This is a genomic window from Mesorhizobium sp. M0772, from assembly GCF_040320135.1.
Classification (GTDB): domain Bacteria; phylum Pseudomonadota; class Alphaproteobacteria; order Rhizobiales; family Rhizobiaceae; genus Mesorhizobium.
In genome coordinates, this window is the sequence record NZ_JAMYPB010000011.1 from 84,557 (window position 1) to 108,166 (window position 23,610).

Genomic DNA, 23,610 nt, shown 5'->3' on the forward strand with positions numbered 1-23,610 from the left:
GTTACCCAGCGGGAGGATGAAGCCTTGTATCAAGCGCGAAATCCTCCCGGAGATGCAAGCTATAAAGGCCTGCCGCCCGGTTGGGATCGAACACCAGGTTCCAGCTGTGCTGGGATACCGCGCTGGGGATCAGAAAGAACGGATGCTTTGCCAGCAGACCATCGCCGAACTGCTGCTGTCCCGCGCCCGGGATGCCGGGACGCAGCCAGTTCGCGTTCGGAATATCGTCGGTTTGGACCACATAAATCTCTGATGGATCGACGATGTCGAATGCCGTCAGCACGTGAGGGACAGTATCCAGCGTGCGAAACCCCTTGTGGACCGTCACCTCCAAGATGGCGGTCGATGGGTCGATGGACGCATATACGGCTCTGATCCCTTTGCTGTTCCACCTTCCCCCAAGCTTGAAGGCTCCTTCGCCACTGTCCCAGCTCGCCTTGAAGCGTCTGTGATCAAGCCTCCAGCCCAACAACTTCCCTGTTCCGAGGGAGCCCGGCCAAGGCATCACGCGTAGACACCATAGTCGAGCCGCTCAAGAAACTCCTGCACAAGCGCAGTGCCCGCCGCCGTGGCCAGCAGATCGATCGGCCGGCGATTGTCCAAACCCATGGCAGGCTCGATCATCCATTTTTCCGCGTCTTCCTGAGTCCCGAGCACGGACGTGGCCTTTGTCAGGAGCTTGGCGAAGTTCCAGGTTCTGGAACCTTGCTCCCGACTGAGGGTCTTGGAGTGATCCGATTTGTGCCGCTGAAATGTCCGCTCGCTCATGCCGAATGCGGTCTCAAACGCATCGGCGGGATCAATGACCATCAGATGCCTGACGAGGCTTTCGAGCGCCTGGCCCGGAATTCCATGCAGGATCATTTCATGTGCCTCAAGAGGACTGGCTACCGAGAATCCAAGAACCTTCCGTCCACCAAACAGGTCGACCATTCGTTCGAACTCCGGCTCCATATGTGGTGCCTCGGCAAAGCCCAGCGGGGAACTGGCCATATTACCTCTCCGTCACGTGTCGCTTTATTTACGACACGTGTCGCAACATTTCAAGGCCTGCGTTTGGGTCATTGCCTGGTGAGGTCAGGTGGAACACCGCTCTCTCGCACCCGCGCATTGACCTTGCCCCCCATTGCGCTACCCTCTGCTCTCCAAGCGGACGAAGAGCCGCATACCGGACCGTTGGGAGAGACGCGGCATGATCCTGACACTGGCGCTGCTTGCAGGCCTCGTGCTGGCCTGGCTGCTGATTGGCGCGATCGAGACGTTTCGTCTCGACCTGCGCTTTACCCAGGCGCTGCTCTATGTGCCGTTCAAGCTCGCCTACCGGATCGATGACCGGCGCATCCGCATTGCCCGCAACGCGCCGACGCCGGTGATCTATGTGGTCTCGCACCAGTCACGCTTCGAGCCGGCGCTGATGCTGTCGCTGCTGCGCGACGACACGCTGCACATTCTCGACGAGGCCTCGGCGCGCTCGCCCTGGATGGAGCCTTGGCGCGAGCTTGGCCGCACCATCGCCTTCAACGCCGAGCATCTCTTCGTCAGCCGGCGGCTGGTCAGGGTGCTGAAGGGTAAAGGCCGGCTTGCCGTCTATCTGCCCGATGACGTCGAGCCCGATGTGAAGACGTTTCGCCTGTTCCGCGCCGTCACCCGCATCGCCATGCAGGCCGACGCCCGCATCGTGCCGATCTTCGTCACCGGCTCGCGCGACCTGCCGGTTTCCTTGACGCCAAAGAACCGGGCGCCGCGCCACTGGTTCCCAAAACTCTCGATCAGCGTGCTGGAGCCAATGACGATTGCCGAACTGGTGGCGCGCAACCCCGACCAGGCTTCCAACACCAATGCGTTGTTCGACCGCATCGCCGAGGCGCGGCTTTATGGCAGCAACCTCGATCGCGGCCTGTTCCTGGCCATGCGCGATGCCGCGGATCGCACCGGCGCCTCGCACCCGATCATCGAGGATGTGATCAGCGGCTCGCTCAGCTATCGAAAAATGTTCATCGGCGCGCGCGTGCTCGGCCGCCGTTTCGAGGCGGTGGCGGCGCCCGGCGAAGCGGTCGGGGTTTTGCTGCCCAACGCCAATGGCGTGGTGCTGTCCTTCGTCGGCCTGCTCTCGGCCGGCCGGGTAGCGGCGATGATCAACTACACGGCAGGGCCGGCCAGCGTAACCGCCGCGGTGCGCACGGCAGTCATCCGAACGGTGGTTTCCTCGCGCGCGTTCGTCGAGAAGGCGGCGCTTGCCGACATCATCGCCGCGATCGAGGCCGGCGGCGCCAAAATGCTGTGGCTCGAGGATGTGCGCGCAAGCGTCACGACGCTGGAAAAGCTCGCAGCAGCGGTGCTCTGGCGGTTCCCGCTGCAGCGGCAGGATGCGGCCAAGCCCGCCGCAATCCTGTTCACCTCAGGCTCGGAAGGCACGCCCAAGGCCGTGGTGCTGTCGCACCGCAATCTCCACGCCAACGCCATGCAGGCCGAGGCGCGCATTACCATTTCGCCGTCCGACATCCTGCTCAACGTGCTGCCGGTTTTTCACTCTTTCGGCCTGACCGGCGGTACCATCCTGCCGCTGGTGACCGGGGTGAAACTGTTCCTCTACCCGTCACCGCTGCACTACAAGATCATCCCGGAGATCGCCCGCAAGGTGAAGCCGACCATCATGTTCGGCACCGACACTTTCCTTGCCAACTATGCCCGCACCGCCAAGGATGGCGATTTCTCAAGCCTGCGCTTCGTCGTCGCCGGCGCGGAAGCGGTGAAGCCGGAGACGCGGCGCGTTTATCGCGAGCGCTTCGATGCCTCGATCATCGAGGGGTTCGGGCTGACGGAGGCCGCTCCCGTCGTCGCCGTCAACACCGCCATCCATGGTCGCGACGGCACGGTCGGACGGCTGTTGCCGGCGATGCGCATGAAGCTCGAACCGGTCGAGGGTATCGAGGGTGCCGGCCGCCTGTGGCTCGACGGGCCGAATTTGATGATGGGCTACATGACCGCTGACCGGCCCGGCGAATTGCAGCCGCTGGACGGCTGGCACGACACCGGCGACATCGTCTCGGTCGACCGCGAAGGCTTCATCACCATTCGCGGGCGGGCAAAACGCTTCGCCAAGATCGCTGGCGAGATGGTGTCGTTGGGCGCCGTCGAGATGCTGGTGCAGTCGCTGTGGCCGGAAGAGCGCCACGCCGCGGTGGCGGTGCCGGACAAGAGGCGCGGCGAGCGCATCGTGCTGGTCACCACCGCCGACGACGCCGATCCGGAAGAACTGCGCGCCTTCGGCAAGAAGGCAGGTGCGGCCGAACTGATGGTGCCCAACGACATCGTCAAGGTCGAGGAGATCCCGGTGCTGGGTTCCGGTAAGACGGATTATGTCTCGACGCGGAACCTGGCGATCGAGAAGCTGGGGCTGGGCCTGGCGGCTTAGCGTATCTCCCTCCTTGAGGGGGAGATGGCCGGCAGGCCAGAGGGGGTCGCCTCGCGTGAAGCGCCGACGTCCTCTTCGCTCAAACGAGGTCGCGTCCGGGGCGTACCGACCCCCTCTGTCGCCTTCGGCGACATCTCCCCATCAAGGGGGGAGATAACAACTACCCAATATCCGACGGCGGCACTTTTTCGCCCTCGCGCTTGGCGCGCTTCGAATACGCCCGCACGCTGAAAGGCAGGAAGATGAGATAGCCTGCGACAGAGGCGGTCAGCGTGTACCAGGGATAGGTCATCAACAGCAGGACGTATAGAACGACCGCCAGGATGATCGGCAGCACCTTGTCGCCCGGCACTTTCAGGCTTTTGCCGGAATAGACCGGCAGCCGGCTGACCAGCAGGAAAGCGACCAGCACAGTGAAGCCGGTGGCGACGAATGCCGTCAGGCGGTCCGGCTCGAGACCGAGCCGGAGGAAGGACAGATAGAGCGGCAGCATAACCAGCACGGCGCCGGCCGGCGCCGGCACGCCGACGAAGTATTCGCTCTGCCAGATCGGCCGGTCATGGTCTTCGTCGAGCACGTTGAAGCGCGCCAGCCGCAGGCCACAGGCGATGGTGAACAGAAGAGCTGCGATCCAGCCGAAGGAGCCGGCGCGGTCGAGCAGGAAGGCGTAGAGCACCAGTGCCGGCGCGACGCCGAAATTGACGATGTCGGCCAGCGAATCCATCTGCGCGCCGAATTTGGATGTCGCCTTCAACATGCGCGCCAGGCGCCCGTCTATGCCGTCCAGGAAGGCGGCGAGCAGCACCATCACCACGGCCGGCTCGAAACGGCCCTCGAAGCCGAAGCGGATGCCGGACAGGCCGGCGCAGATGGCAAGTACGGTGACCAGATTGGGCAGCACCATGCGCATCGGAATCTCGCGGATGCGCGGGCCGCCGCTGCCATGGGCCTCGAACTTTTTGAACGGCGCGCCCACCGCTTACGAAATCCTGACGAGCGGGGTTGCGGAGACGCCGCCGAATTCGGCGAGCACGGTTTCACCTCCGACCGCCGTCTGGCCGACGGCGACGCGCGGCACCGCGGTCGAAGGCAGGAAGACATCGACGCGCGAGCCGAAGCGGATCAAGCCGAAGCGTTCGCCGATGGCGATCGAACCGCCGGTCTCGGCCCAGCAGACGATGCGGCGTGCCACCAGGCCGGCGATCTGCACGGCGACAACGATGCCGTTGGGACTGTCGATGACCAGCCCGTTGCGCTCGTTCTCCGAGCTTGCCTTGTCGAGTTCGGCATTCAGGAACTTGCCCGGCCGGTGCTCGATTTTGGTGATGCGGCCGCGCACCGGAGCGCGGTTCACATGGCAGGAGAAGACATTCATGAACACCGAGATGCGGGTCATTTCGGTGTTGCCGAGGCCGAGCTCGCGCGGTGGCACGGCCGGGCCGACCGCCGAGATGACGCCGTCGGCGGGACTGACCACCAGCCTGTCATCGACCGGGGTGACACGCTCGGGGTCACGGAAGAAATAGACGCACCAGGCGGTCAGGATCAGGCCGATCCAGAACAGCACCGAGGAGAAATAGCCGAGGAACAGCGTGCCCGCACCAAAGGCGGCAATGAACGGATAGCCCTCGCGATGGATCGGAACGAAGGCATTCTTGATCGAATCGACGAGGCTCATTGGCTGGAGCTCATGGGATGGGGGCGGTCCCTGTTTCAGGTCCGGCCTCAATACCGGAAAGGCTCCGCTGCCGCAACGCAACATTGGGCAAGGCCGCATCGTCCGCAGCCGGCAGGAACGGTGACGTGCTTGCCTGTCGGCTGCTTTGCCGCCAGCGTTCATACCGCCGCTGGCTCAGTGCGCGGCGAAAAGGCCGACCGCCCATGATGCCAAACACAGGCAAAGCGTACCTTGTTGCCATACGATTGGCAGCCATGGGTGCCGTTTTGACCGTATTCCTGGCAGCGAGCGACCACGCAGCGGCGCAAGGCAAGCCATCCTTCGATTGCGCCAAGGCCGCCAGCGTGGCGGAAAAGGCCATATGCGCCGATCCGACCCTGGCGCAGGCCGATGCCGAGGTCGAGAAGAATTATGCCGCGCTGCTGAAGAGGCTCGATGCTCATGCCGGCAAGGCGCTGCGGGACGACCAAAGCGATTTCATCGCCTATCGCGATCAGATCGCCGGTTTCAACGAGAACACGCCCAAGGACCAGCAGACATTCGATCTCGGCGAATTCCTGCATGACCGCGCGACCTTCCTGGGCGGCATCCGTAAGCCGGCCGATGGCGGCTTGATCGGCACATGGAGCAGCGTGCGCGGTAGCGTCGACATCAAGGCTGTTGGCGGAGGCAAGGTCGAGATCTCGGAAGAGGTCGTTTCCAATCCAGTCTCGGGAAGTGGGTCATGCGAGATCGACGGCACGGTCGAGAAGCGCAACACTCTGCGACTGGTCGACACCGACGACAACGACAACCCAACCGGTTTTGTCTTCACCTTTCGCCGCGATGGCGATGCGCTTGTCGTCGAGCAGAGCGGCACCGGCAAGGATGACAGAACGGAGCCGCCGTCATGCGGCGCCAACGGCCATGCCGATGGCACGTTCTTCCTGACCGAAAAACAGTAAACCCGCTGTCGGGGAACCACCCCCTCGCCCGTCCTTGGTGAGACAGCGCCGATCATGGCCCTTGCCATGATTGCGCTCCCAACAAGGAGTTTCCCCAAATGCAGAACCAAACGCGTCTTGTTGCCACCGGCCTCGCTTTCGGGGAATCGCCGCGCTGGCATAACGGACGCCTGTGGGTCTGCAACTGGGGCACCGGCGAGATCGTCGCCATCGATGCCGATGGCAACAGCGAGATCATGCTCAAAATACCGGCCATCCTGCCCTATTCCATCGACTGGTTGCCGGATGGGCGGCTGCTGATCGTCTCGGGCCAGGAAGGGCTTCTGTTGCGGCAGGAGGCGGATGGAAGCCTCGTCACCCATGCCGATCTTCGGACGCTGTCGAAAAGCCCGTGGAACGAGATCGTCGTCGACGGGCGCGGCAACATCTATGTCAATGGCGGCGGGCCGGCGCCGGCTGCGGGCGAGCATTTCGGGCCGGGCACCATCGTGCTGATCACGCCGGACGGCTCGGTTCGACAAGTGGCCGAGAACATCGCTTTCGCCAACGGCATGGCGGTGACGCCGGACAACAGGACACTGATCGTGGCGGAGTCGCATGCCAACCGGCTGACCGCCTTCGATATCGCGGAGGATGGCGGGCTTTCCAACCGCCGGGTCTGGGCCGATCTCGATGGCTTTCCCGACGGCGTCTGCCTCGATGCCGAAGGAACTGCCTGGTATGCGGATGTTCCCAACAAGCGCTGTGTGCGGGTGCGCGAAGGTGGCGAGGTCTTGCAGACAGTCGATGCCGATCGCGGCTGCTTTGCCTGCATGCTGGGCGGGCCGGATGGCACGACACTGTTCATCGTCGCCGCCGAATGGCGTGGTTTCGAGAACATGATCAGCGATGCCCGCACCGGCCAGGTGCTGAGCGTCGAGGCGCCAGCACCTGGCACGGGCTGGCCCGGCTATAGTTCAGGCAGACGCTGATAGTTGGCGATATCGGCCTTCACGCCCAGCCGGGCGATGGTCTCCTGCGGGTTGAAGCCCGCCCGCTCGTGGGCCGCCTTGACGATCGGCACGACATTGTCGACGGCCGCCTGGTTTTCCCATTCGACAATGGTGACGAGGTTGAATTCGCCCGGTCCCGAAAATTGCTCGAGCACGAAATCCTGGACGAAGCCCTGCTGCAGACGCAGCAATTCATGAGTCGCTCGAACTTTGCTGAGGATTTCTTCGCGGGCCTCGGCAGGAACGACGAATTTGTCGACCCTGAACACGGCTGCCTCGGCAAGTTTATCCATTTGAATCTGTCTCCGTTCTTGAACGACTTGGGTTCGGTGGCTCAGGAACGGGTTTGCGATCTCAACTTAGGTTGAGGTCAAGGGGAAATTTTCGGTGGTGATGATGGCGACGACGCTGCGTATCTCCCCCCTTGAGGGGGAGATGGCCGGCAGGCCAGAGGGGGTCGGTCGACTGGATGGGCCCCCTTGCGACCGATGAAGGTTAGCGCTCCACGCGCGGTGACCCCCTCTGTCGCCTTCGGCGACATCTCCCCCTCAAGAGGGGAGATTGGCGCTCGCCGCCTAGTTCACCTCCGAAGTCCTTCTGCGCACAACCACACCCAGCTCATCGCTCTCCCTGGCAATGCGCAGCCTCTCCTCGGCTTCCGTCGCTTCGCGCTGGCGGTCCCACATCGAGGCGTAGAGGCCGTGTTGGCGCATCAGCTCGGCATGGGTGCCGCGTTCGGCGATCTCGCCGTCCTTGAGCACGATGATCTCGTCGGCGGTGATCACCGTCGACAACCTATGCGCAATGACGATGGTGGTGCGGCCCTTGCTGACCAGGTCGAGGGCGGCCTGGATCTCCTGTTCGGTGTGGCTGTCCAGCGCCGAGGTCGCCTCGTCGAGCATCAGGATCGGCGGCGCCTTCAGGATGGTGCGGGCGATCGCCACGCGCTGCTTTTCGCCGCCCGACAGTTTTAGCCCGCGCTCGCCGACCATCGAGCGATAGCCATCGGGGAGGCGTTCGATGAACGGGCCGATCTGGGCAAGCTCGGCGGCTTTCTGCATATCCTCTTCGCTGGCGCCGATGCGGCCGTAACGGATGTTATAGGCGATGGTGTCGTTGAACAGCACGGTGTCCTGCGGCACCATGCCGATGGCGCCGCGCAGGCTCGCCTGCGTCACATCACGGACATCCTGGCCGTCGATCAGCACCTGACCGCCCTGGACGTCGTAGAAGCGGAACAAGAGCCGCGAAATCGTCGACTTGCCGGCGCCGGACGGGCCCACGATGGCCACCGTCTTGCCGGCCGGAACTTCGAAGGAGACGCCCTTCAGAATCTTGCGGCTGGGGTCGTAGGCGAAGTGCACGTCGCGGAACTCGACCTTGCCGGCTGTAACAGTGAGCGGCTTGGCATCCGGCTTGTCGGTGATTTCCTGCGGCACATCGAGCAGGTCGAACATCTGCTCGATGTCGGTCAGCCCCTGGCGGATTTCGCGGTAGATGAAGCCGATGAAATTGAGCGGCACCGAAAGCTGCATCAGCATGGCGTTGATGAAGACGAAATCGCCGACCGTCTGCGTGCCGGCCTGCACCTCCAGCGCCGACATGCACATGACGATGACGGTGCCGAGACCGAAGATGATGCCCTGGCCGAAATTCAGCCAGCCGAGCGAGGTCCATATCCTGGTCGCCGCCATTTCATAGCGCGCCATCGAACGGTCGAAGCGCTCAGCCTCCATACCCTCGTTGTTGAAGTATTTGACGGTCTCGTAGTTGAGCAGCGAGTCGATCGCCTTGGTGTTGGCATCGGTGTCGCTGTCGTTCATGTCGCGGCGGATCGAGATGCGCCAGTCGCTGGCGCGCACCGTGAACCAGACGTAGAGCCACACCGTGGCCGCCACCACGACCACATATTTCCAGCCATAAGTGTAGGCGAAGATGCCGGTGGTCAGCGCGAATTCGAGGATGGTCGGCGCCGTGTTCAGCATGATGAAGCGCACGATCGTCTCGATGCCCTTGGTGCCGCGCTCGATGATGCGCGACAGGCCGCCGGTGCGGCGCTCGAGGTGAAAGCGCAGCGACAACTGGTGCATGTGAACGAAGGTGCGGAACGCAAGCTGGCGCACCGCATACTGGCCAACACGGGCAAACAGCGCATCGCGCAGCTGGTTGAAGCCGAGTTGCACCAGCCGCACGACATTGTAGGCGACGACCAGCATCACCGGCGCCAGCAGGAAGGACGGCAGCGGCGGCGGCGATTTGGCGTCACCGGCCAGAGAATCGGTCGCCCATTTGAAGAAGTACGGCCCGGCAACCAGTGTCAGCTTGGCAACGACCAGAAGCAGCGTTGCCCAGGTGACGCGTGCCCTGAGATCGGCGCGGTCGGCCGGCCACATATAGGGCCACAGATTGCGCAAGGTGCTGAAGGTCGAGCTATCGGAAACGGTTTTTTCTGCCACTTGTCTTGCCTTTTGGGTGAGAAATCAGCGGCCGGAGCAGCAGGAATTGACGAGTGCGGTCAGCGATGCGGAAACGTCGGCGAGCGCGGCGCGGTCGAGTTGATAGCGCGAGCGCTGGCGGTCGGGCTCGAAGCGGACCAGCCCGGCTTCGACCAGGATCTTCAGATGCTGGGACACGGTGGACTGCGCCAGATCGAGATGATCGACCACCTCGCGGCAGCAGCAGGAATTGCTGGCCGAGAGATGTCTAAGGATCTCGATGCGCGCCGGGTGCGAGAGTGCGGCGAAGCTCGCGGCAACGGCGCGGCTTTGGGGCGGTGCGCAGTTTGCGTGGTCTGGTTCAGTGAGCGAGTCTGCCATCGTTCATCGGCGATAGACGATGAACGGGTGCGTGGCAAGCTAACCCGATGGGTAGAGCGACCTAATCTCCCCCCTCGAGGGGGAGATGTCGCCGAAGGCGACAGAGGGGGTCGGTACGTCCTGATGCAACGTCGTTTGCAGCAAAGAGAAGGTCGGCGTTCTATGCGCGGCGACCCCCTCTGGCCTGCCGGCCATCTCCCCCTCAAGGGAGGAGATCAAGCGCTCGGCCGCTACTGCGTCTTCACCGGCGCCGTTGTCACCTGCTCGCCCATCGCCTTGAGGTCGGCGGCTTCGCCTTCCTTGGACTTTTCCGGAACCTTGAACACCTGCCCCGGCCAGATGCGGTCGGGATCGCTGATCTGGTCCTGGTTGGCGAGATAAATGGTCGAGAAGCGCACACCGTGACCGTAGACGCGCCGTGAGATCCGCCACAGCGTGTCGTGCCTGCGGATGATGACCGCGCCGTCTGCATGTTCGAGCTTTGGCGCCACCGTCTCGGGCAGGTCGGGCGTTGCCGCCGCGACGACGGCTGGAGCCTCAGCGGCGGGCGCTGCCGGTGCGGCTGGTGCGGATGCGGCAGCAGCCGGTGCGGGCTTCGCAGGGGCAGCCGCGATAGTGGCTGGCGCCGCAGGCTTCGGAGCGGCCGGTGCTTCGGCAGCAGCCGGTGCGGCCGGCTCAGCAGGGTTTGCTTCGGCGGGCTTGGTCTCGGTGGGCTTGGCCTCCGCGGGCGCCACGGCGGCGATCGCTTCGCCGGGTTCGCGCTCGAACGGCACGGCGGCGCGGGCCACGACCTTCACGCCGTCGGCGTCGAGACCGTCGACATGGATGGTGTAGCTGCCGACCGGGATGTCGCGCGTCGCCTCGACCAGGAAATGACCGTCGGGCGAGGTCACCGCATCGCCAAGCAGGATATCATTGGCATAGGCGCGCACCTTGCGGCCGGCGTCAGCCAGACCGGCGACGAAGATCTTGTTGCCGTCGATCTCGACCGCCTCGACGACGATCTTGGGTGCAGCCACGCCTGCCGCCGGCGGCGCTGCAGGTACTGCTGGCGCTGGAGGGGCAGTTGCGGCTTCCACAGCCGGAGCAGCAGGTGCTGTTTCAGCGGGAGCGGCAGGCGCTGCCGTGGCCACGGCAGGCGCAGCCGTAGCAGGCACCTCAGCGGCCGGGGCAGCGGCCTGATCGCCGGCGGCCGGTGCCGCGGGCTTGGTCTCAGGCGCCGGGACGCTAAGCAGCTCGGCCGGCTTGCCGGGTTCCTCGACCATCGCCAGCACCTGGCCGGCGGCGTCCTTGGGAACCGAAACGACGGCGGTCTGCACGGAAGGGGTAACCACATCGCCGGCCGTCGCGCGCAACGCAATCGTATAGTCGCCGGGCTTCAGCGGATCGTCGAGAACGATGACGAAGGCGCCGTCCGGACCGGCGACAGTCGAGCCAAGCACCGAGGAGCCGTTGAGGATCTCGATCTTCGAATTGGGCGCAGCATTGCCGGCAACGACGATCGAGCCGTTGCTTTCGACGCGCACGACGTCGAAGCTCGGCGCAACCGGGCCGGCCGCGGCCGGCGCTGGGGTTGTTGGGGCAGCAGCGGGCGCGGCAGGTGCCGCCGGAGCCGCAGCTTCGGTCGCGGGAGCCGTTGCGTCGGCAGGCGCGGGTGCTGCGGGAGCCTTGGCATCGGTGGGCGCGGCGGGCGCCGGCGGCAGCCTTCCCTCGGTCCCCGGATCGGCCGGCTTTTCAGCCGGCGGCGTCAGCGATGCAATCGCCGCAGGCGGCGTGGGATTCAGATACGGGTCGAGTGCGCCCGATACATAGGCGGTTCCGACGACCGCGACGGTCCCACCCGCCGCGAACAGAAACGCCTTCAATGGATTAACAGCCATATTTCCCCTACCCCTTAGCCACCTGAAGCCGGTCTAGCGTGTTTTGCCGGCACCGACAAGAAAAAGCCCGGGCTTGTCAGCCCTTGGGGCTTGACCCCGCATTCAGACCCAATCACCAATCACGAATGAACACGATTCGATCCGTCTGCGTCTATTGCGGCTCGTCTCCGGGCCGCGATGAAATCTATGCCAAGGCCGGGCACCTGCTTGGCCGCTCGCTCGCCAAAGCCGGCCTGCGGCTGGTCTATGGCGGCGGCACCAAAGGCATTATGGGCGCAGTCGCCGAAGGCGCGCTCAAGGCCGGCGGCAAGGTAACGGGCATCATTCCGCGCTTCCTCATCAACAAGGAGGCGACCGAAACCGCGCTTGACCGGCTCGACGAGTTGCTGATCACCGACAACATGCACGAGCGCAAGCACAAGATGTTCGAGAAATCCGACGCCTTTGTGGCGCTGCCCGGCGGCATCGGCACGGTCGAGGAAATCGTCGAGATCATGACCTGGGGCCAGCTCGGCCATCACCGCAAGCCGATCGTCTTCGCCAACGTTCAAGGGTTCTGGGATCCGATGCTGGCGCTGCTCGACCATATGGCCAGCGAAGGCTTCATCCACACCGCACAGCGGGTCAGGCCGCTGGTGGTCGAAGACCCCGAGGCAATCGTCGCCGCCATCATGGTGGCGGGGTCGTCGGTCGATGCCCCGACGGAAGGCGTGCAGTCGGTGATTGATAAGATGTGATAGTGAATAGTGAGAGAGGCCCCGCTGCCCATCACGCCGTAGCGCGAAGATCCTCGACGATAGTGCCGGAGGCAGCGACCTCCGCTTCATGGTCCGGCTCCCGCCAGGTCTCGGCGAGACCCGCCGCATACCAGTCCTGCATCGCCGGCAGGCCGAGCAATTGCGCGGGATAGGCGGCAGCAGCACCTTCGAAAGACAATCCATAGGACTGGACGCGGAACGCCACCGGGGCGAAGAAGGCATCGACTGCGGTGAAATGGCCGCCGGCAAGGAACGGCCCGCCGAACCGGGCAAGGCCATCGTTCCAGAGATCGCCCAAACGGAACAGATCCTGCTTAAGCGCGTCCGACATCGGCAACGGTTTTACCCGCAAGCCGCAATTCATCGGGCATGCGCCGCGCAAGGCCGTGAAACCAGAATGCATTTCGGCGGCGGCCGAGCGCGCCCAGGCTCGCGCCTTGGCCTCGGCAGGCCACACACCATGGTGGCGCTCGGCGAGATACTCGGCAATAGCCAGCGAATCCCAGACAGCCCAGCCGTCATCCACCAGGCAAGGCACGCGCCCGCTGGGCGAGAACGCCCGGTAGAGATCGAAACTAGGCCCGGTCGGAAACGGCGTCAATTGCTCCTCGAACGGAATGTCGAGGGTGCGCATCAGCAACCATGGCCGCAGCGACCATGACGAATAGTTCTTGTTGGCGATATGCAAGGCTCCCTACTTCGGGGCCAACGCCACCGGGCGGATTTCACGGCCACGAAACATCGACCAGGAATACATCGCCAATGCCGCCCAGATCAGCGCGAAGGCAATTGCTTGCGTGGTGCCGAACGGCTCGTCGAAAATCAGCACGGCGATCAGGAACACCATGGTCGGTGCAATGTACTGCATGATGCCGATGGTGGAGAGGCGCAGAAGCTTGGCGCCGAAGGCGAACAGAAGCAGCGGCACCGAGGTGACTGGGCCGCAGCCGATGAGCAAAGCCATATCGGTGCCGTTGCTGGAGATGAAATGGTCCTGGCCGTTGACGACCAGGAAGACGATGTAGGCAAGCGCCGGCACCGACAGCAAAAGCACTTCGAGCAGAAAGCCCTGGCTCGGGCCGATCGGCAGCGTCTTGCGGAAGAACCCATAGGCAGCGAAGGAAAACGCCAGCGCCAACGACACCCAAGGCAATTTGCCGGCATCGACGGTCAGAACGGCAACTGCGACCGCCGCCAGCAACACGGCCGCGATCTGCAGCCGGTCGAGCTTCTCGCCGAGCAACAACGCGCCGACGACGATGCTAACTAATGGGTTGATGTAATATCCGAGCGCGGTCTCGACGGTGCGGTCGACCGAGATCGCCCAGACATAGATGGCCCAATTGACGGAGATCAGGGTCGCCGTCAACGCCGCCATGGCGATGCTGCGTGGTGAGCGGATTGCCGCCTTGAAATCGGCGGTCCGACCGGCCCAGACCAGCACCGCGGCGGCAATCGGCACCGACCAGATAATGCGGTGGGCGATCACCTCGATCAGCGGCAAATGCGCGACCGCCTTCATGTAGAAGGGCAACAGCCCCCACAAGAGATAAGCGCCGAGCGCGAGGAGAAAGCCGCTGCGGGCTTTGGAGTCGGCGTCGGGCTGGATCGTGTCGCTGGCCATGGCAAACGCTATGGCCCAGTGGGCCATCCAAAACCATCGCAAAATTATGATGGATCAATGGACTTCCGCTGATGGTTCAAGGGGCGCGGCCAGTTCCTCGCCCCACTTCGGGGGGCGAGGAACCCAAGTCCTGCAAGCTTACTCCGCCGCGACCAATCCCGCCATGTCGCGGTTCTTCATCAGCTTGTAGACGATCGAATCCATCAGCGCCTGGAAGGACGCATCGATGATGTTTTCGGATACGCCGACCGTCCACCAGCGGGCGCCGGTGCCGTCATGCGATTCGATCAGGACGCGGGTGATCGCCTCGGTGCCGCCATTGAGGATACGCACCTTGAAATCGGCGAGCTCCATGTCGGCGATCTCGCTCTGGAATTTGCCGAGGTCCTTGCGCAACGCGATGTCGAGCGCGTTGACCGGGCCGTGGCCTTCGGCCACCGACATCTTCTCCTCGCCCTCGACCATCACCTTGACGATGGCTTCGGAGACCGTCTTCAACTGGCCGTTGGCATCGAAGCGGCGCTCGACCATGCAGCGGAACGAAGTGACGTTGAAGAACTCCGGCAGGCCGTGCAGCATTTTGCGCGCCAACAGCTCGAAGGAGGCATCGGCCCCCTCATAGGCGTAGCCCTCGGCCTCGCGCTCCTTGACCACCGAGATCAGCTCATCGAGACGATGGTCGTCTCTGGGCACATCGATGCCGCGCCGCTTCAGCTCGGCGAGGAAATTGGCCTTGCCGCCCTGGTCCGAAACCATAACGCGGCGGCGGTTGCCTACCGCCTCGGGCGGCACATGTTCATAGGTCGCCGGCTCCTTGGCCAGTGCGGAGGCATGGATGCCGGCCTTGGTGGCGAAGGCTGAGGCGCCGACATAGGGCGCCTGCGCTTCCGGAGCGCGGTTCAGCAATTCGTCGAAGGCGCGGGAAAGCCGTGAAATACCGGTCAACGCTTCAACCGAGATGCCAGTTTCGAAGCGATCGGCGAAAGCCGGCTTCAGCGCCAGCGTCGGCACGATCGAGACCAGATTGGCGTTGCCGCAGCGCTCGCCGATACCGTTCAGCGTGCCTTGGATCTGGCGCACGCCGGCCTCGACGGCGGCGAGCGAATTGGCCACCGCCTGGCCGGTGTCGTCATGGGCATGGATGCCGAGATGGCCGCCCGGAATGCCTGAAACAATGACCTTGTCGACGATGGCGCGCACTTCCGAGGGCTGCGTGCCGCCATTGGTGTCGCACAACACCACCCAGCGCGCGCCGGCATCATAGGCGGTCCTGGCGCAGGCCAGCGCATAGTCGGGATTGGCCTTGAAGCCGTCGAAGAAATGCTCGCAATCGACCATCGCTTCCTTGCCGGCGGCAACAGCTGCTTCGACCGACGCGTTGATCGAGTCGAGGTTTTCCTCATTGGTGCAGCCGAGCGCAACGCGGACATGATAGTCCCAGCTCTTGGCGACGAAGCAGATGGCGTCGGACTTGGACTGCACGAGCGCCGCCAGCCCGGGGTCGTTGGACGCCGACACGCCTGCCCGCTTGGTCATGCCGAAGGCGACGAACTTTGCCTTAGCCGTGCGCTTCTGCAGGAAGAAGGCGGTGTCGGTCGGATTGGCGCCGGGATAGCCGCCTTCGACATAGTCGATGCCGAACTCGTCGAGCAGCTTGGCAATCGCGATCTTGTCCTCGACGGAAAAATCGATGCCCGGCGTCTGCTGGCCGTCGCGGAGGGTTGTGTCGAAGAGATAGAGGCGTTGTTTTGTCATGATGGCAAGGCGCTTGAGCACCCCCCTCTGTCCTGCCGGACATCTCCCCCGCAAGGGGGGAGATCAGCAGCTTTGCCGACGGTGCTGCTCTTGCAACGTCGCCGATTGGCGAAAACGGCGGCGAAAACCAATCTCCCCCCTTGCGGGGGAGATGGCCGGCAGGCCAGAGGGGGGTGTGACGGGACGCCGTGCATCAACTATTTCTTCCCCGCAAACCCATCCGTCGCGCGTATCAGCCGATCCAGAATCCCCGGCTCCGAATAGGCATGGCCGGCGCCTTCGATGAGGTGGAAATCCGCCTTCGGCCAGGCCTTGTGCAGGGCCCAGGCATAGCGCGCCGGGCACGGCATGTCGTAGCGGCCGTGGACGATTGTGCCGGGAATATCCGCGAGCTTATGGGCATCGCGCAGAAGCTGCCCCGCCTCCAGCCAGCCGGCGTGGACGAAATAGTGGTTCTCGATGCGGGCAAAGGCGATGGCGAAGTCGTCCTCGCCGAACTTGTCGCTGGTCTCCGGCTCCGGTAGTAGCGTGATCGTCTCACCTTCCCACAGGCTCCAGGCAAGGGCAGCTTCCATCTGCGCATTGCGGTCGGAGCCAACAAGCCGTTTGCGGTAGGCGGCCATCATGTCGCCGCGCTCGGCTTCAGGGATCGGCGCCTGGAAACGCTCCCATTTGTCGGGAAACATTTCGGAGACGCCGAACTGATAGTACCATTCGAGTTCGGCGCGGGTCAGCGTGTAGATACCGCGCACGACAAGCTCGCTGACGCGATTAGGATGCGTCTCGGCATAGGCCAGCGCCAGCGTCGAGCCCCACGAGCCGCCGAACACCAGCCATTTTTCGAAGCCGCACATCTCACGCAGCCGCTCGATGTCGGAAACCAGGTGCCAGGTGGTGTTGGCCTCGAGCGAGGCATTGGGTGTCGATTTCCCGCAGCCGCGCTGGTCGAACAGGATGACGTCGTAAAGCTTCGGGTCGAACAATTGCCGATGTTTTGGCGAGAAGCCGCCGCCAGGACCGCCATGCAGGAACACGGCCGGCTTGGCGCCCCTGGTTCCGGAGCGCTCCCAATAGATATGATGGCCGTCGCCGACATCGAGCATGCCGGACTCGAAGGCCTCGATCTCGGGATAAAGAGTACGAAGTTCACTGTTCATTTCATTGCTCATATCTTCAGGCCGTGCGCGGGCCAGTCCGTGGTTTCGTGGTCGGGATGCTGGAACGAGATGATCTGCTCCTGGCGGGAGTAGAAATCCGGATCCTGATGCACGGGCTGGTCGAAGATCGTTTCCACCCAAGGCAATCGGACCGCGTAGTTGACCTGGATCTGCGGCGCCAGATCGGAGCGGTCGTCGAAGGCGCCGATGGCGATCTCCAGTGCGCCAGGTTGGCGATAGGTCAGCGGTGTACCGCAGCGGGCACAGAAGCCGCGATCGATGTTGACCGACGACTGGAAGTAGGTCGGCTCCTCGCGCACCCATTCGACGCCATCCTTGGGCACTGTCACCAGGGCGCCGAAAAACGACCCGAACTGTTTCTGGCACATGCGGCAATGGCAGATGGACGCCCGGCCAAGCTTGCCCTTGATGCGGAAACGCACGGCGCCGCACTGGCAGCCGCCGGTTCGAACTTCATCGGTCATAACTTTTCCTCTGGCGGCCATTGTTCGGTGTCATGATCGGGATGCTGGTAGGAGACAAGCTCGGCAAGATAAGGCGCCGACGACATGTCGGCCATCGTGTCCTCGCCCGGCAATTGCGGAAGGGTGTCGACATAAGGCAGTTTTGCCTCGGTGCCCCACTGGATCAGCGGCACGATATCAGCCGGATCGTCGAAGGCGCCGATGGCGAGGCCGATGCCGTCGGGCGCGGTAAAGGTCAGCGGCGTGCCGCAATTCGCGCAAAAGCCACGATCGACATGGCTGGACGAGGCGAAATATTTCGGTTCGCCGCGCGTCCAGTCGAGTTTGGCGCCACGCACCGAGACCAGGGGTGCGTAAAATGAGCCGAACGCCTTCTGGCACATGCGGCAATGGCAGATCGAGGCGTCACCCAGCGCACCCTCGACGCGAAAGCGCACCGCGCCGCACTGGCAGCCGCCGGTGTAGATCGGCCGGTTGTCGAGGCTCATGGCGTCTCACTCCGTTTCATAGTCATTCGGGCGCATGGCAGACGGCCTCGACATTGTTGCCGTCGGGATCCAAGACGAAGGCGCCGTAATAGTCCGGGTGATAATGCGGGCGCAGCCCCGGCCCGCCATTGTCCTTGCCGCCGGCGGCGAGCGCCGCGGCATGGAAGGCGTCGACCTCGGCGCGGCTGCGCGCGGTGAAGGCGACGTGCTGATGGGTCCTCGGCCTGTCATCGCTGGCCTGCAGCCAGAACACCGGCCGGTCGCGGCCATAGCCACCGACCTTGGCGCCGCCGGTATATTCCAGTGGCACCATGTAGATCAGCGAGGCGCCAAGCGGCGCTATCGCCTGGTCATAAAAGGCTTTCGACGCGTCGAAGTCGGCGACATTGATGCCGAGATGGTCGATCATGCAACAAGCTCCTCCCTTGCTGGCGCCGGCACGTCGGCGCCGGCCAAGCCGGCCCCGATGACGATGTGCTGGCAGGCATTGTCGATATCGCGGATGACGTCGTCGTTCCAGAAGCGCAGGATGGTCCAGCCACTGGCACTCAATTGAGCGCTGCGTGCCTTGTCGCGTTCTGCATCTTCTACGTCGGCATGCTGACTGCCATCAACCTCGACTACGAGGTGGTGGGCCGAACAGGCGAAGTCGACAATGTAGGGTCCAATCGGTACCTGTCGGCGAAAGCTCATCCCCATCAGCCGGTGAGCCCGCAACTCATTCCACAGTTTCAGCTCGGCATCGGTCATGACGCGACGCATGGACTTTGCATTCTTGCGCTGACGCGATGGAACGAGGTCGTGACCCATGCTCAGGCCACTCCGCGCTGGCGATTAGCGAAAACCGAGGCGAGAGCTGATCTCCCCCCTTGCGGGGGAGATGTCCGGCAGGACAGAGGGGGGTGCTGTCCCGCCAGCGTCTCAACCGGCAGCCATTGCGTTCTCAGAAAGTGGCCGAAATGAAAGTGGGCAAGAAGGAACGCTGGCGTTCCTTCACACCCCCCTCTGTCCTGCCGGACATCTCCCCCGCAAGGGGGGAGATTGGCTGTCGCTGCCGCCTTCGCCAATCTTACAACGGTGTCTCGCGCCACCCTCACCGCTTCACCTCCCACGTCGTCACGCGTTCGTTGGTGACAGGATCCTTGCCGTCCTTCAGCTGCACGCCTTGCTCCAGAAGCTCGTCGCGGATGCGGTCGGCCTCGGCCCAGTTTTTGGCGGCGATGAACTCCAGGCGCTGCGCGATCGACTTGGCAACGCTGTCCTCATCCACGGCGGCCGCGCCGATATCGAAGCCGAGGAACAACAGCGATGCCTTCAGCGATGCGGCCGCTTCGTTGCCCTCCGCGGCCTCACCGACAAGCTGCGTGAGCTGCTGGAAGGCGGCATAGGTGGCGAGGTCGTCAGACAGCGCCGCCACAACCTCCGCCGGAACTTGCCCTGCCGACGGGGCGAGATCGGCGGCGCGCTTCCATTTGCGTAGCGTATTCTCGGCCTCTTCCAGCTTGCGTACGGAAAAGTCGATCGGCTCGCGGTAATGCGTCATCAGCATCGCCAGCCGCAGCACCTCGCCCGGCCATTTGCGGCCGCCGAAAGTGTCGGTCTCCAGCAGTTCGGCGATCGCGTAGAAATTGCCGACGCTCTTCGACATTTTCTGGCCCTCGACCTGCAGGAAGCCGTTGTGCATCCAGACATTGGCCATGACGTCGGTGCCGTGGGCGCAACGCGACTGGGCGATCTCGTTCTCATGGTGCGGGAAGATCAGGTCGAGGCCGCCGCCATGGATGTCGAAGACGTCGCCGAGATAGGCGGCCGACATGGCCGAGCACTCGATATGCCAACCGGGCCGGCCCCTGCCCCATGGGCTGTCCCAGCCGGGCTCCTCCGGTGACGACAATTTCCACAGCACGAAATTCCCCGGGCTCCTCTTGTGAGCGTCGACGGCAATTCGCGCACCGGCCTGCTGTTCGTCGAGATTGCGCTTCGACAGCTCGCCATAATCCGGCATCGAGGCGGTGTCGAACAGCACTTCGCCGGCGGCGACATAGGCGTGGCCGCGTTCGATCAAACGTTCGATAAGGGTGATCATGTCAACCTTGCCGTCGGCGCGGCGCGCGACGAACTCGGTGGCGCGCGGCTCGACCGTCGGCGGCAAGCAGCCGAGTGCGGCGACATCCTTGTGGTACTGGTCGGCGGTTTTTTCGGTAACGCGGCGGATCGCCTCGTTGAGCGTCAGGCTTCCCGACGCGATCTCGGCGCCGAAATCGCGCAGCGCACGGGCGTTTATCTTGTCGTCGACATCTGTGATGTTGCGCACATACGTGACACCAGCCTCGCCATAGAGGTGACGCAGCAAACGGAACAGCACGTCGAAGACGATCGCCGGACGCGCATTGCCGATATGGGCAAAGTCGTAGACGGTTGGGCCGCAGACATACATGCGCACATTCGACGGGTCGATCGGGACGAACACGTCCTTCGTCCGCGTTAGCGTGTTGTAGAGGCTGAGACCCTTCGATGCGTCAGACATGCGTGCCCTTCCGGTCCGTTAAGTTCTGGAGAGAGCCTTACCTGTGCCAAGGCACAAATCGGGCTCCAGCCTGCTGGCCGGGGCGTTTGTCCACTCTGGGGAAAGATGAGGCGAAAACGTCCGGACCAGCGCGAAGCTAGCCAATAATGCAAATGCCACAAATGGCGAAAAACGTTTTCATCGGCGGCTTTATCGCCTTGGCCGGTGTTGCCGTCAAGTCGCAACTTCCGGCAAAAGCATCGCTGGTTCATAGGTCAGGAGCCGCTGAAACATTTTATTAAACATGTCGGCACAGTCATGAAACATTCGCCGGCTAGTTCACCATAGGTCACGATTCGGTCAGATTCGGCCGGCAAACGCAGACACGGAAATGTTACAGGGAAGAGATCGATGTCACGAACCAAGCAGGAATCGAGCCGCGCCAAGCAACCGGCGCTCGCCAACCACTACCGTGCGATCGGCCCGGCCGCGATCGTCGCCGCCCTTCTCCACACCGCGAAGAATAAAAAGCCGGCGCCGAAAATCACTTCGCCCCGCGCTGCCTGAACAGGCATCGTGCCGGCCGCCGACAAGGCGTGCGCCGGAACGGAAGGCTGAGGCGCCTATAGCGCGCCTGAAACAACAGCTCTTCCTATTGAGCAGGTTCTTCCCGAAGACCGGACCTGGCTTCTTGGGAACGCGCTCTAAAACAGCGTCATCTGACTGTCGTCCGCGCCGGGCTTCTGGCGCCTGACCTTGCCGGGCTCGACGATGCCCATGTCCTGTATCTCCGGCCCGGTGTTGGCGACCTTGTTGACGAGGTCGGAGACCGGAATTGCCTCGAAGAAATCGGGCAGCGCGGGTTTGAGCAGGTCGGCCACGACGCGCGGTTCGAGCGTGCGGCAGTCCAGCCAGCGGGCGAAATCTTCCGGCGCGATCACCACCGGCATCCGGTCATGGATATGGGCGATGCTGGCATTGGCGTTGACGGTAAGAATGGCGCCGGTGTCCATTTCCGAACCGCCCGGCTCGGCATAGGTTTCAATCAGCCCGGCAAAGGCGATCAACCCGCCATGCCGCGGCCGTATCCAGTAGGGCTGGCCCTTCTTGCCGCTGCCGGATTGCTGCCACTCATAGAAGCCGGAGGCCGGCACCAAGGCACGGCGATGGCGCATGGCGGCTTTGAACGAGGCTTTTTCAATGGCGCCTTCCGAACGCGCGTTGATGAGCAGCGGAAATTCCCTGGTGTCCTTGACCCAGGTGGGGATCAGCCCCCAGCGCACCAGCATCGCCTGGCGATCCGGGAACTTCGAGCCCGGCATGCGCGGCGGCCCCGACAGCGCCATCAGCACCGGCTGCGTCGGCGCGATGTTGTAGCGGGCCGGAAAATCCTCCAGCTCCGCCAGGCCGAGCAAGGCGGCGGTCTGGTCGGGCGTCGCGGTCAGGGCAAAGCGTCCGCACATTGGCAAGCTCGATGAATTGATCCGATCGCGAACGTGGCGATGGAACCGGCGCTGCGCAACCGCTAAAGCTGCTCGCTGCCAGCCGGTCCACAGGGTGGGCCTCACATAAGCGGATCGATATCGATGAACGAGCAGCGCAAGACACTTCCCGCAGTCTCGGTCGCCGTCGTGCGCGGCAGGACGGTGCTGCTGGTCAAGCGGGCGCGGCCGCCGTCGCAGGGGCTTTATGCCTTTCCCGGCGGCAAGGTCGAGCCCGGCGAGACGCTGCAAGAAGCAGCGTCGCGCGAATTGCTGGAGGAAACCGGGCTGCGGGCGCAGGACTATCGTCCGCTTCGCGACATCCACATCGACGGCAGCGGCGAGAATCACCCGGTCGACTATCTGCTGACCGTGTTCGGCGCCGTTTATGCCGGCGGCGAAGCGACGGCCAGCGACGATGCCGAGACCGCCGCCTTCTATAGTCTTGATGAAATGGCGACGCTGCCGCTCGCGGGTGACGTCGTGGAGGTGGCTGAAGAGCTTTTGGCCTGAAGCAAACCGGTATCCGCCCCTCCGTGAATCGCCTTGCAGGCGACAAAATGTTTCGCCAGATAGACTTATGACCCGCACCTCGCTGTTCCTTGCCGCATGCCTCGCCGCCGCCACGGCTGTTGGCGTGCAGCCGGCGCTGGCCGCCGAGTCGCCGTTCGAGCCCGGGCTGATGCGACTGGCCGAGGTGCTGGGGTCGCTGCATTTCCTGCGCAATCTGTGCGGCGAAAAGGGCGACCAGTGGCGCACCGAGATGGAAAAGCTGATCGATTCGGAAAATCCCGATCCGGAGCGGCGTGCCCGCTTCATCGCCAGCTTCAACCGCGGTTACCGTTCCTTCGGCGGCACCTATACCCAATGCACGCCGTCAGCGACCGAAGCCATCAGCCGCTACATGAAGGAAGGCGAGACGCTGTCGCGCGACATCGCCTCGCGTTACGGCAACTGACGCGTGCCAGACGGCGTTTAGCCAACGCCTTTTCGAGCATCCGCCTTGTATCCACGGCACGTTGATGCAATCTTGGTGTTGCACTTGCGCAACAGTATTAACGAAACGTTAGCGCGCGAATGCGGAATTAACTCAAACTGAAGGTTTTCATCCCGCTCACCGGTCTAATCGGCTAAGTTTGAATCGGACCGAACGCAGGCGACGAAATTTGTAAAGACGATCAAAAAAATGTCGTATTTACAGATACTTACTTAGCCTGCGTGAGATAGGGGCAGCCCAAGCCGGATCCGACCCGTCGGACCGCCGCTTGAAAAGGTGGACATCGCAAATGGAACATGGCGTCAACGACATCGACGCGCTGGTCAGGGAAGAAAAGCGCCTGACCGCGGTGGAAAGCCATAGCGAGGCCTGGGCGGAAGGTCTGTCGGCCGGCATAGAACCTGAAATCATCGCCGAGGCAGCGCTTGAAACCGCGTTCGGCGAGATGCTGCGAGCCAATGGCGAAACCTCGGCCCTTGCCCTGCTCGATCGCATGCGTGAAAAGGTGATCGCCGGCGCCTTCGAGCCGGAGCGGTTTCGGCACTAGGCGTCGCGCGTCTCAGAGGGTGCACTGCCAGCTTACCGGTTCTTTGACGACGGCGAGTCGTTTGGGCATCATGCCTGAAGAGCCTAG

General features: G+C 63.5%; 26 protein-coding genes. 8 read left to right on the forward strand and 18 right to left on the reverse strand.

What is annotated here, in order from left to right; genetic code table 11:
• Nucleotide 1 precedes the first annotated feature (1 nt).
• Nucleotides 2–505, reverse strand: a complete 504-nt coding sequence (locus NKI06_RS10400) for an RES family NAD+ phosphorylase (protein WP_502900585.1) — start codon at nt 503–505, stop codon at nt 2–4.
• Complete coding sequence (locus tag NKI06_RS10405; protein WP_352497162.1) at nt 505–993, reverse strand: Xre family toxin-antitoxin system antitoxin; 489 nt, start codon at nt 991–993, stop codon at nt 505–507. The genes NKI06_RS10400 and NKI06_RS10405 overlap by 1 nt, the downstream gene beginning before the upstream one ends.
• A gap of 199 nt (nt 994–1,192) precedes the next feature.
• Here NKI06_RS10405 and NKI06_RS10410 point away from each other — a divergent pair, with 199 nt between their 5' ends.
• Complete coding sequence (locus NKI06_RS10410; RefSeq protein WP_352985155.1) at nt 1,193–3,415, forward strand: AMP-binding protein; 2,223 nt, start codon at nt 1,193–1,195, stop codon at nt 3,413–3,415.
• Between the two features lie 160 nt (nt 3,416–3,575).
• Here the strand turns inward: NKI06_RS10410 and pssA are convergent, their stop codons facing one another.
• Together pssA and NKI06_RS10420 are read right to left on the reverse strand one after the other, a co-directional pair.
• On the reverse strand, nt 3,576–4,391 hold the full coding sequence (gene pssA / locus NKI06_RS10415; protein WP_023672701.1) for a CDP-diacylglycerol--serine O-phosphatidyltransferase: 816 nt from the start codon (nt 4,389–4,391) through the stop codon (nt 3,576–3,578).
• 3 nt (nt 4,392–4,394) lie between these two features.
• Entirely contained in the window at nt 4,395–5,255 is an 861-nt protein-coding gene (locus tag NKI06_RS10420; protein ID WP_352985157.1) for a phosphatidylserine decarboxylase, read from the reverse strand.
• 92 nt (nt 5,256–5,347) lie between these two features.
• On the opposite strand from NKI06_RS10420, the gene NKI06_RS10425 reads away from it, so the two are divergent.
• Both NKI06_RS10425 and NKI06_RS10430 read left to right on the forward strand, forming a co-directional pair.
• Nucleotides 5,348–6,037, forward strand: a complete 690-nt coding sequence (locus tag NKI06_RS10425; RefSeq protein WP_352985159.1) for a lysozyme inhibitor LprI family protein — start codon at nt 5,348–5,350, stop codon at nt 6,035–6,037.
• Between the two features lie 98 nt (nt 6,038–6,135).
• Nucleotides 6,136–7,008: an SMP-30/gluconolactonase/LRE family protein gene (locus tag NKI06_RS10430; RefSeq protein WP_023672698.1), complete on the forward strand. Its 873-nt coding sequence runs from the start codon at nt 6,136–6,138 to the stop codon at nt 7,006–7,008.
• On the opposite strand, the gene NKI06_RS10435 is transcribed toward NKI06_RS10430, so the two are convergent.
• From NKI06_RS10435 to NKI06_RS10450, 4 genes are all read right to left on the reverse strand, one after another.
• Nucleotides 6,987–7,322, reverse strand: coding sequence for an antibiotic biosynthesis monooxygenase family protein (locus NKI06_RS10435; protein WP_352985160.1), 336 nt, complete (start codon nt 7,320–7,322; stop codon nt 6,987–6,989). The two genes, NKI06_RS10430 and NKI06_RS10435, sit on opposite strands and share 22 nt — an antisense overlap.
• A gap of 282 nt (nt 7,323–7,604) precedes the next feature.
• Nucleotides 7,605–9,485, reverse strand: a complete 1,881-nt coding sequence (locus NKI06_RS10440; RefSeq protein WP_352985162.1) for an ABCB family ABC transporter ATP-binding protein/permease — start codon at nt 9,483–9,485, stop codon at nt 7,605–7,607.
• Nucleotides 9,486–9,509: 24 nt separating this feature from the next.
• The gene (locus tag NKI06_RS10445) at nt 9,510–9,845 is read right to left on the reverse strand and encodes an ArsR/SmtB family transcription factor (RefSeq protein ID WP_023693986.1); all 336 of its coding nucleotides are present in this window, start codon (nt 9,843–9,845) and stop codon (nt 9,510–9,512) included.
• Between the two features lie 230 nt (nt 9,846–10,075).
• Nucleotides 10,076–11,725: a LysM peptidoglycan-binding domain-containing protein gene (locus NKI06_RS10450; protein WP_352985163.1), complete on the reverse strand. Its 1,650-nt coding sequence runs from the start codon at nt 11,723–11,725 to the stop codon at nt 10,076–10,078.
• A 125-nt stretch (nt 11,726–11,850) separates the two neighbouring features.
• On the opposite strand from NKI06_RS10450, the gene NKI06_RS10455 reads away from it, so the two are divergent.
• Nucleotides 11,851–12,462, forward strand: coding sequence for an LOG family protein (locus NKI06_RS10455; protein ID WP_023705376.1), 612 nt, complete (start codon nt 11,851–11,853; stop codon nt 12,460–12,462).
• A gap of 31 nt (nt 12,463–12,493) precedes the next feature.
• Here the strand turns inward: NKI06_RS10455 and NKI06_RS10460 are convergent, their stop codons facing one another.
• The 9 genes from NKI06_RS10460 to cysS all read right to left on the reverse strand — a co-directional run bounded on the left by NKI06_RS10460 (nt 12,494) and on the right by cysS (nt 20,519).
• Nucleotides 12,494–13,171, reverse strand: a complete 678-nt coding sequence (locus NKI06_RS10460; RefSeq protein ID WP_352841399.1) for a glutathione S-transferase family protein — start codon at nt 13,169–13,171, stop codon at nt 12,494–12,496.
• Between the two features lie 6 nt (nt 13,172–13,177).
• A complete protein-coding gene (gene rarD, locus NKI06_RS10465) occupies nt 13,178–14,107 on the reverse strand; it encodes an EamA family transporter RarD (protein ID WP_352841415.1) in 930 nt (309 codons plus the stop codon).
• Nucleotides 14,108–14,245: 138 nt separating this feature from the next.
• The gene (gene cimA / locus NKI06_RS10470; protein WP_352841417.1) at nt 14,246–15,862 is read right to left on the reverse strand and encodes a citramalate synthase; all 1,617 of its coding nucleotides are present in this window, start codon (nt 15,860–15,862) and stop codon (nt 14,246–14,248) included.
• A gap of 197 nt (nt 15,863–16,059) precedes the next feature.
• Nucleotides 16,060–17,019, reverse strand: a complete 960-nt coding sequence (gene pip / locus NKI06_RS10475) for a prolyl aminopeptidase (RefSeq protein ID WP_352841401.1) — start codon at nt 17,017–17,019, stop codon at nt 16,060–16,062.
• Nucleotides 17,020–17,027: 8 nt separating this feature from the next.
• Nucleotides 17,028–17,504 carry a GFA family protein gene (locus NKI06_RS10480; RefSeq protein ID WP_023684470.1) on the reverse strand — a complete coding sequence of 159 codons (477 nt, stop codon included), beginning with the start codon at nt 17,502–17,504 and terminating at the stop codon, nt 17,028–17,030.
• On the reverse strand, nt 17,501–17,992 hold the full coding sequence (locus NKI06_RS10485) for a GFA family protein (protein WP_352841402.1): 492 nt from the start codon (nt 17,990–17,992) through the stop codon (nt 17,501–17,503). The genes NKI06_RS10480 and NKI06_RS10485 overlap by 4 nt, the downstream gene beginning before the upstream one ends.
• 22 nt (nt 17,993–18,014) lie before the next feature.
• Complete coding sequence (locus NKI06_RS10490; protein ID WP_352443830.1) at nt 18,015–18,401, reverse strand: VOC family protein; 387 nt, start codon at nt 18,399–18,401, stop codon at nt 18,015–18,017.
• On the reverse strand, nt 18,398–18,802 hold the full coding sequence (locus NKI06_RS10495; RefSeq protein ID WP_023742614.1) for an endonuclease domain-containing protein: 405 nt from the start codon (nt 18,800–18,802) through the stop codon (nt 18,398–18,400). Before NKI06_RS10495 ends, NKI06_RS10490 begins: the two co-directional genes overlap by 4 nt.
• A 283-nt stretch (nt 18,803–19,085) precedes the next feature.
• Complete coding sequence (gene cysS, locus NKI06_RS10500) at nt 19,086–20,519, reverse strand: cysteine--tRNA ligase (protein WP_352985167.1); 1,434 nt, start codon at nt 20,517–20,519, stop codon at nt 19,086–19,088.
• Nucleotides 20,520–20,909: 390 nt separating this feature from the next.
• Here cysS and NKI06_RS10505 point away from each other — a divergent pair, with 390 nt between their 5' ends.
• Nucleotides 20,910–21,065 (forward strand): hypothetical protein, encoded by a 156-nt coding sequence (locus NKI06_RS10505; protein WP_023673568.1) that lies wholly within the window; start codon nt 20,910–20,912, stop codon nt 21,063–21,065.
• Nucleotides 21,066–21,202: 137 nt separating this feature from the next.
• Here NKI06_RS10505 and NKI06_RS10510 read toward each other — a convergent pair whose 3' ends face one another.
• The gene (locus NKI06_RS10510; protein ID WP_352985168.1) at nt 21,203–21,961 is read right to left on the reverse strand and encodes an SOS response-associated peptidase; all 759 of its coding nucleotides are present in this window, start codon (nt 21,959–21,961) and stop codon (nt 21,203–21,205) included.
• Nucleotides 21,962–22,084: 123 nt separating this feature from the next.
• Here NKI06_RS10510 and NKI06_RS10515 point away from each other — a divergent pair, with 123 nt between their 5' ends.
• The 3 genes from NKI06_RS10515 to NKI06_RS10525 all read left to right on the forward strand — a co-directional run bounded on the left by NKI06_RS10515 (nt 22,085) and on the right by NKI06_RS10525 (nt 23,523).
• A complete protein-coding gene (locus tag NKI06_RS10515; RefSeq protein ID WP_031245137.1) occupies nt 22,085–22,492 on the forward strand; it encodes an NUDIX hydrolase in 408 nt (135 codons plus the stop codon).
• 67 nt (nt 22,493–22,559) lie between these two features.
• Nucleotides 22,560–22,937, forward strand: coding sequence for a TIGR02301 family protein (locus NKI06_RS10520; protein WP_023684478.1), 378 nt, complete (start codon nt 22,560–22,562; stop codon nt 22,935–22,937).
• A 328-nt stretch (nt 22,938–23,265) separates the two neighbouring features.
• A complete protein-coding gene (locus NKI06_RS10525; protein ID WP_023673564.1) occupies nt 23,266–23,523 on the forward strand; it encodes a hypothetical protein in 258 nt (85 codons plus the stop codon).
• Nucleotides 23,524–23,610 lie beyond the last annotated feature (87 nt).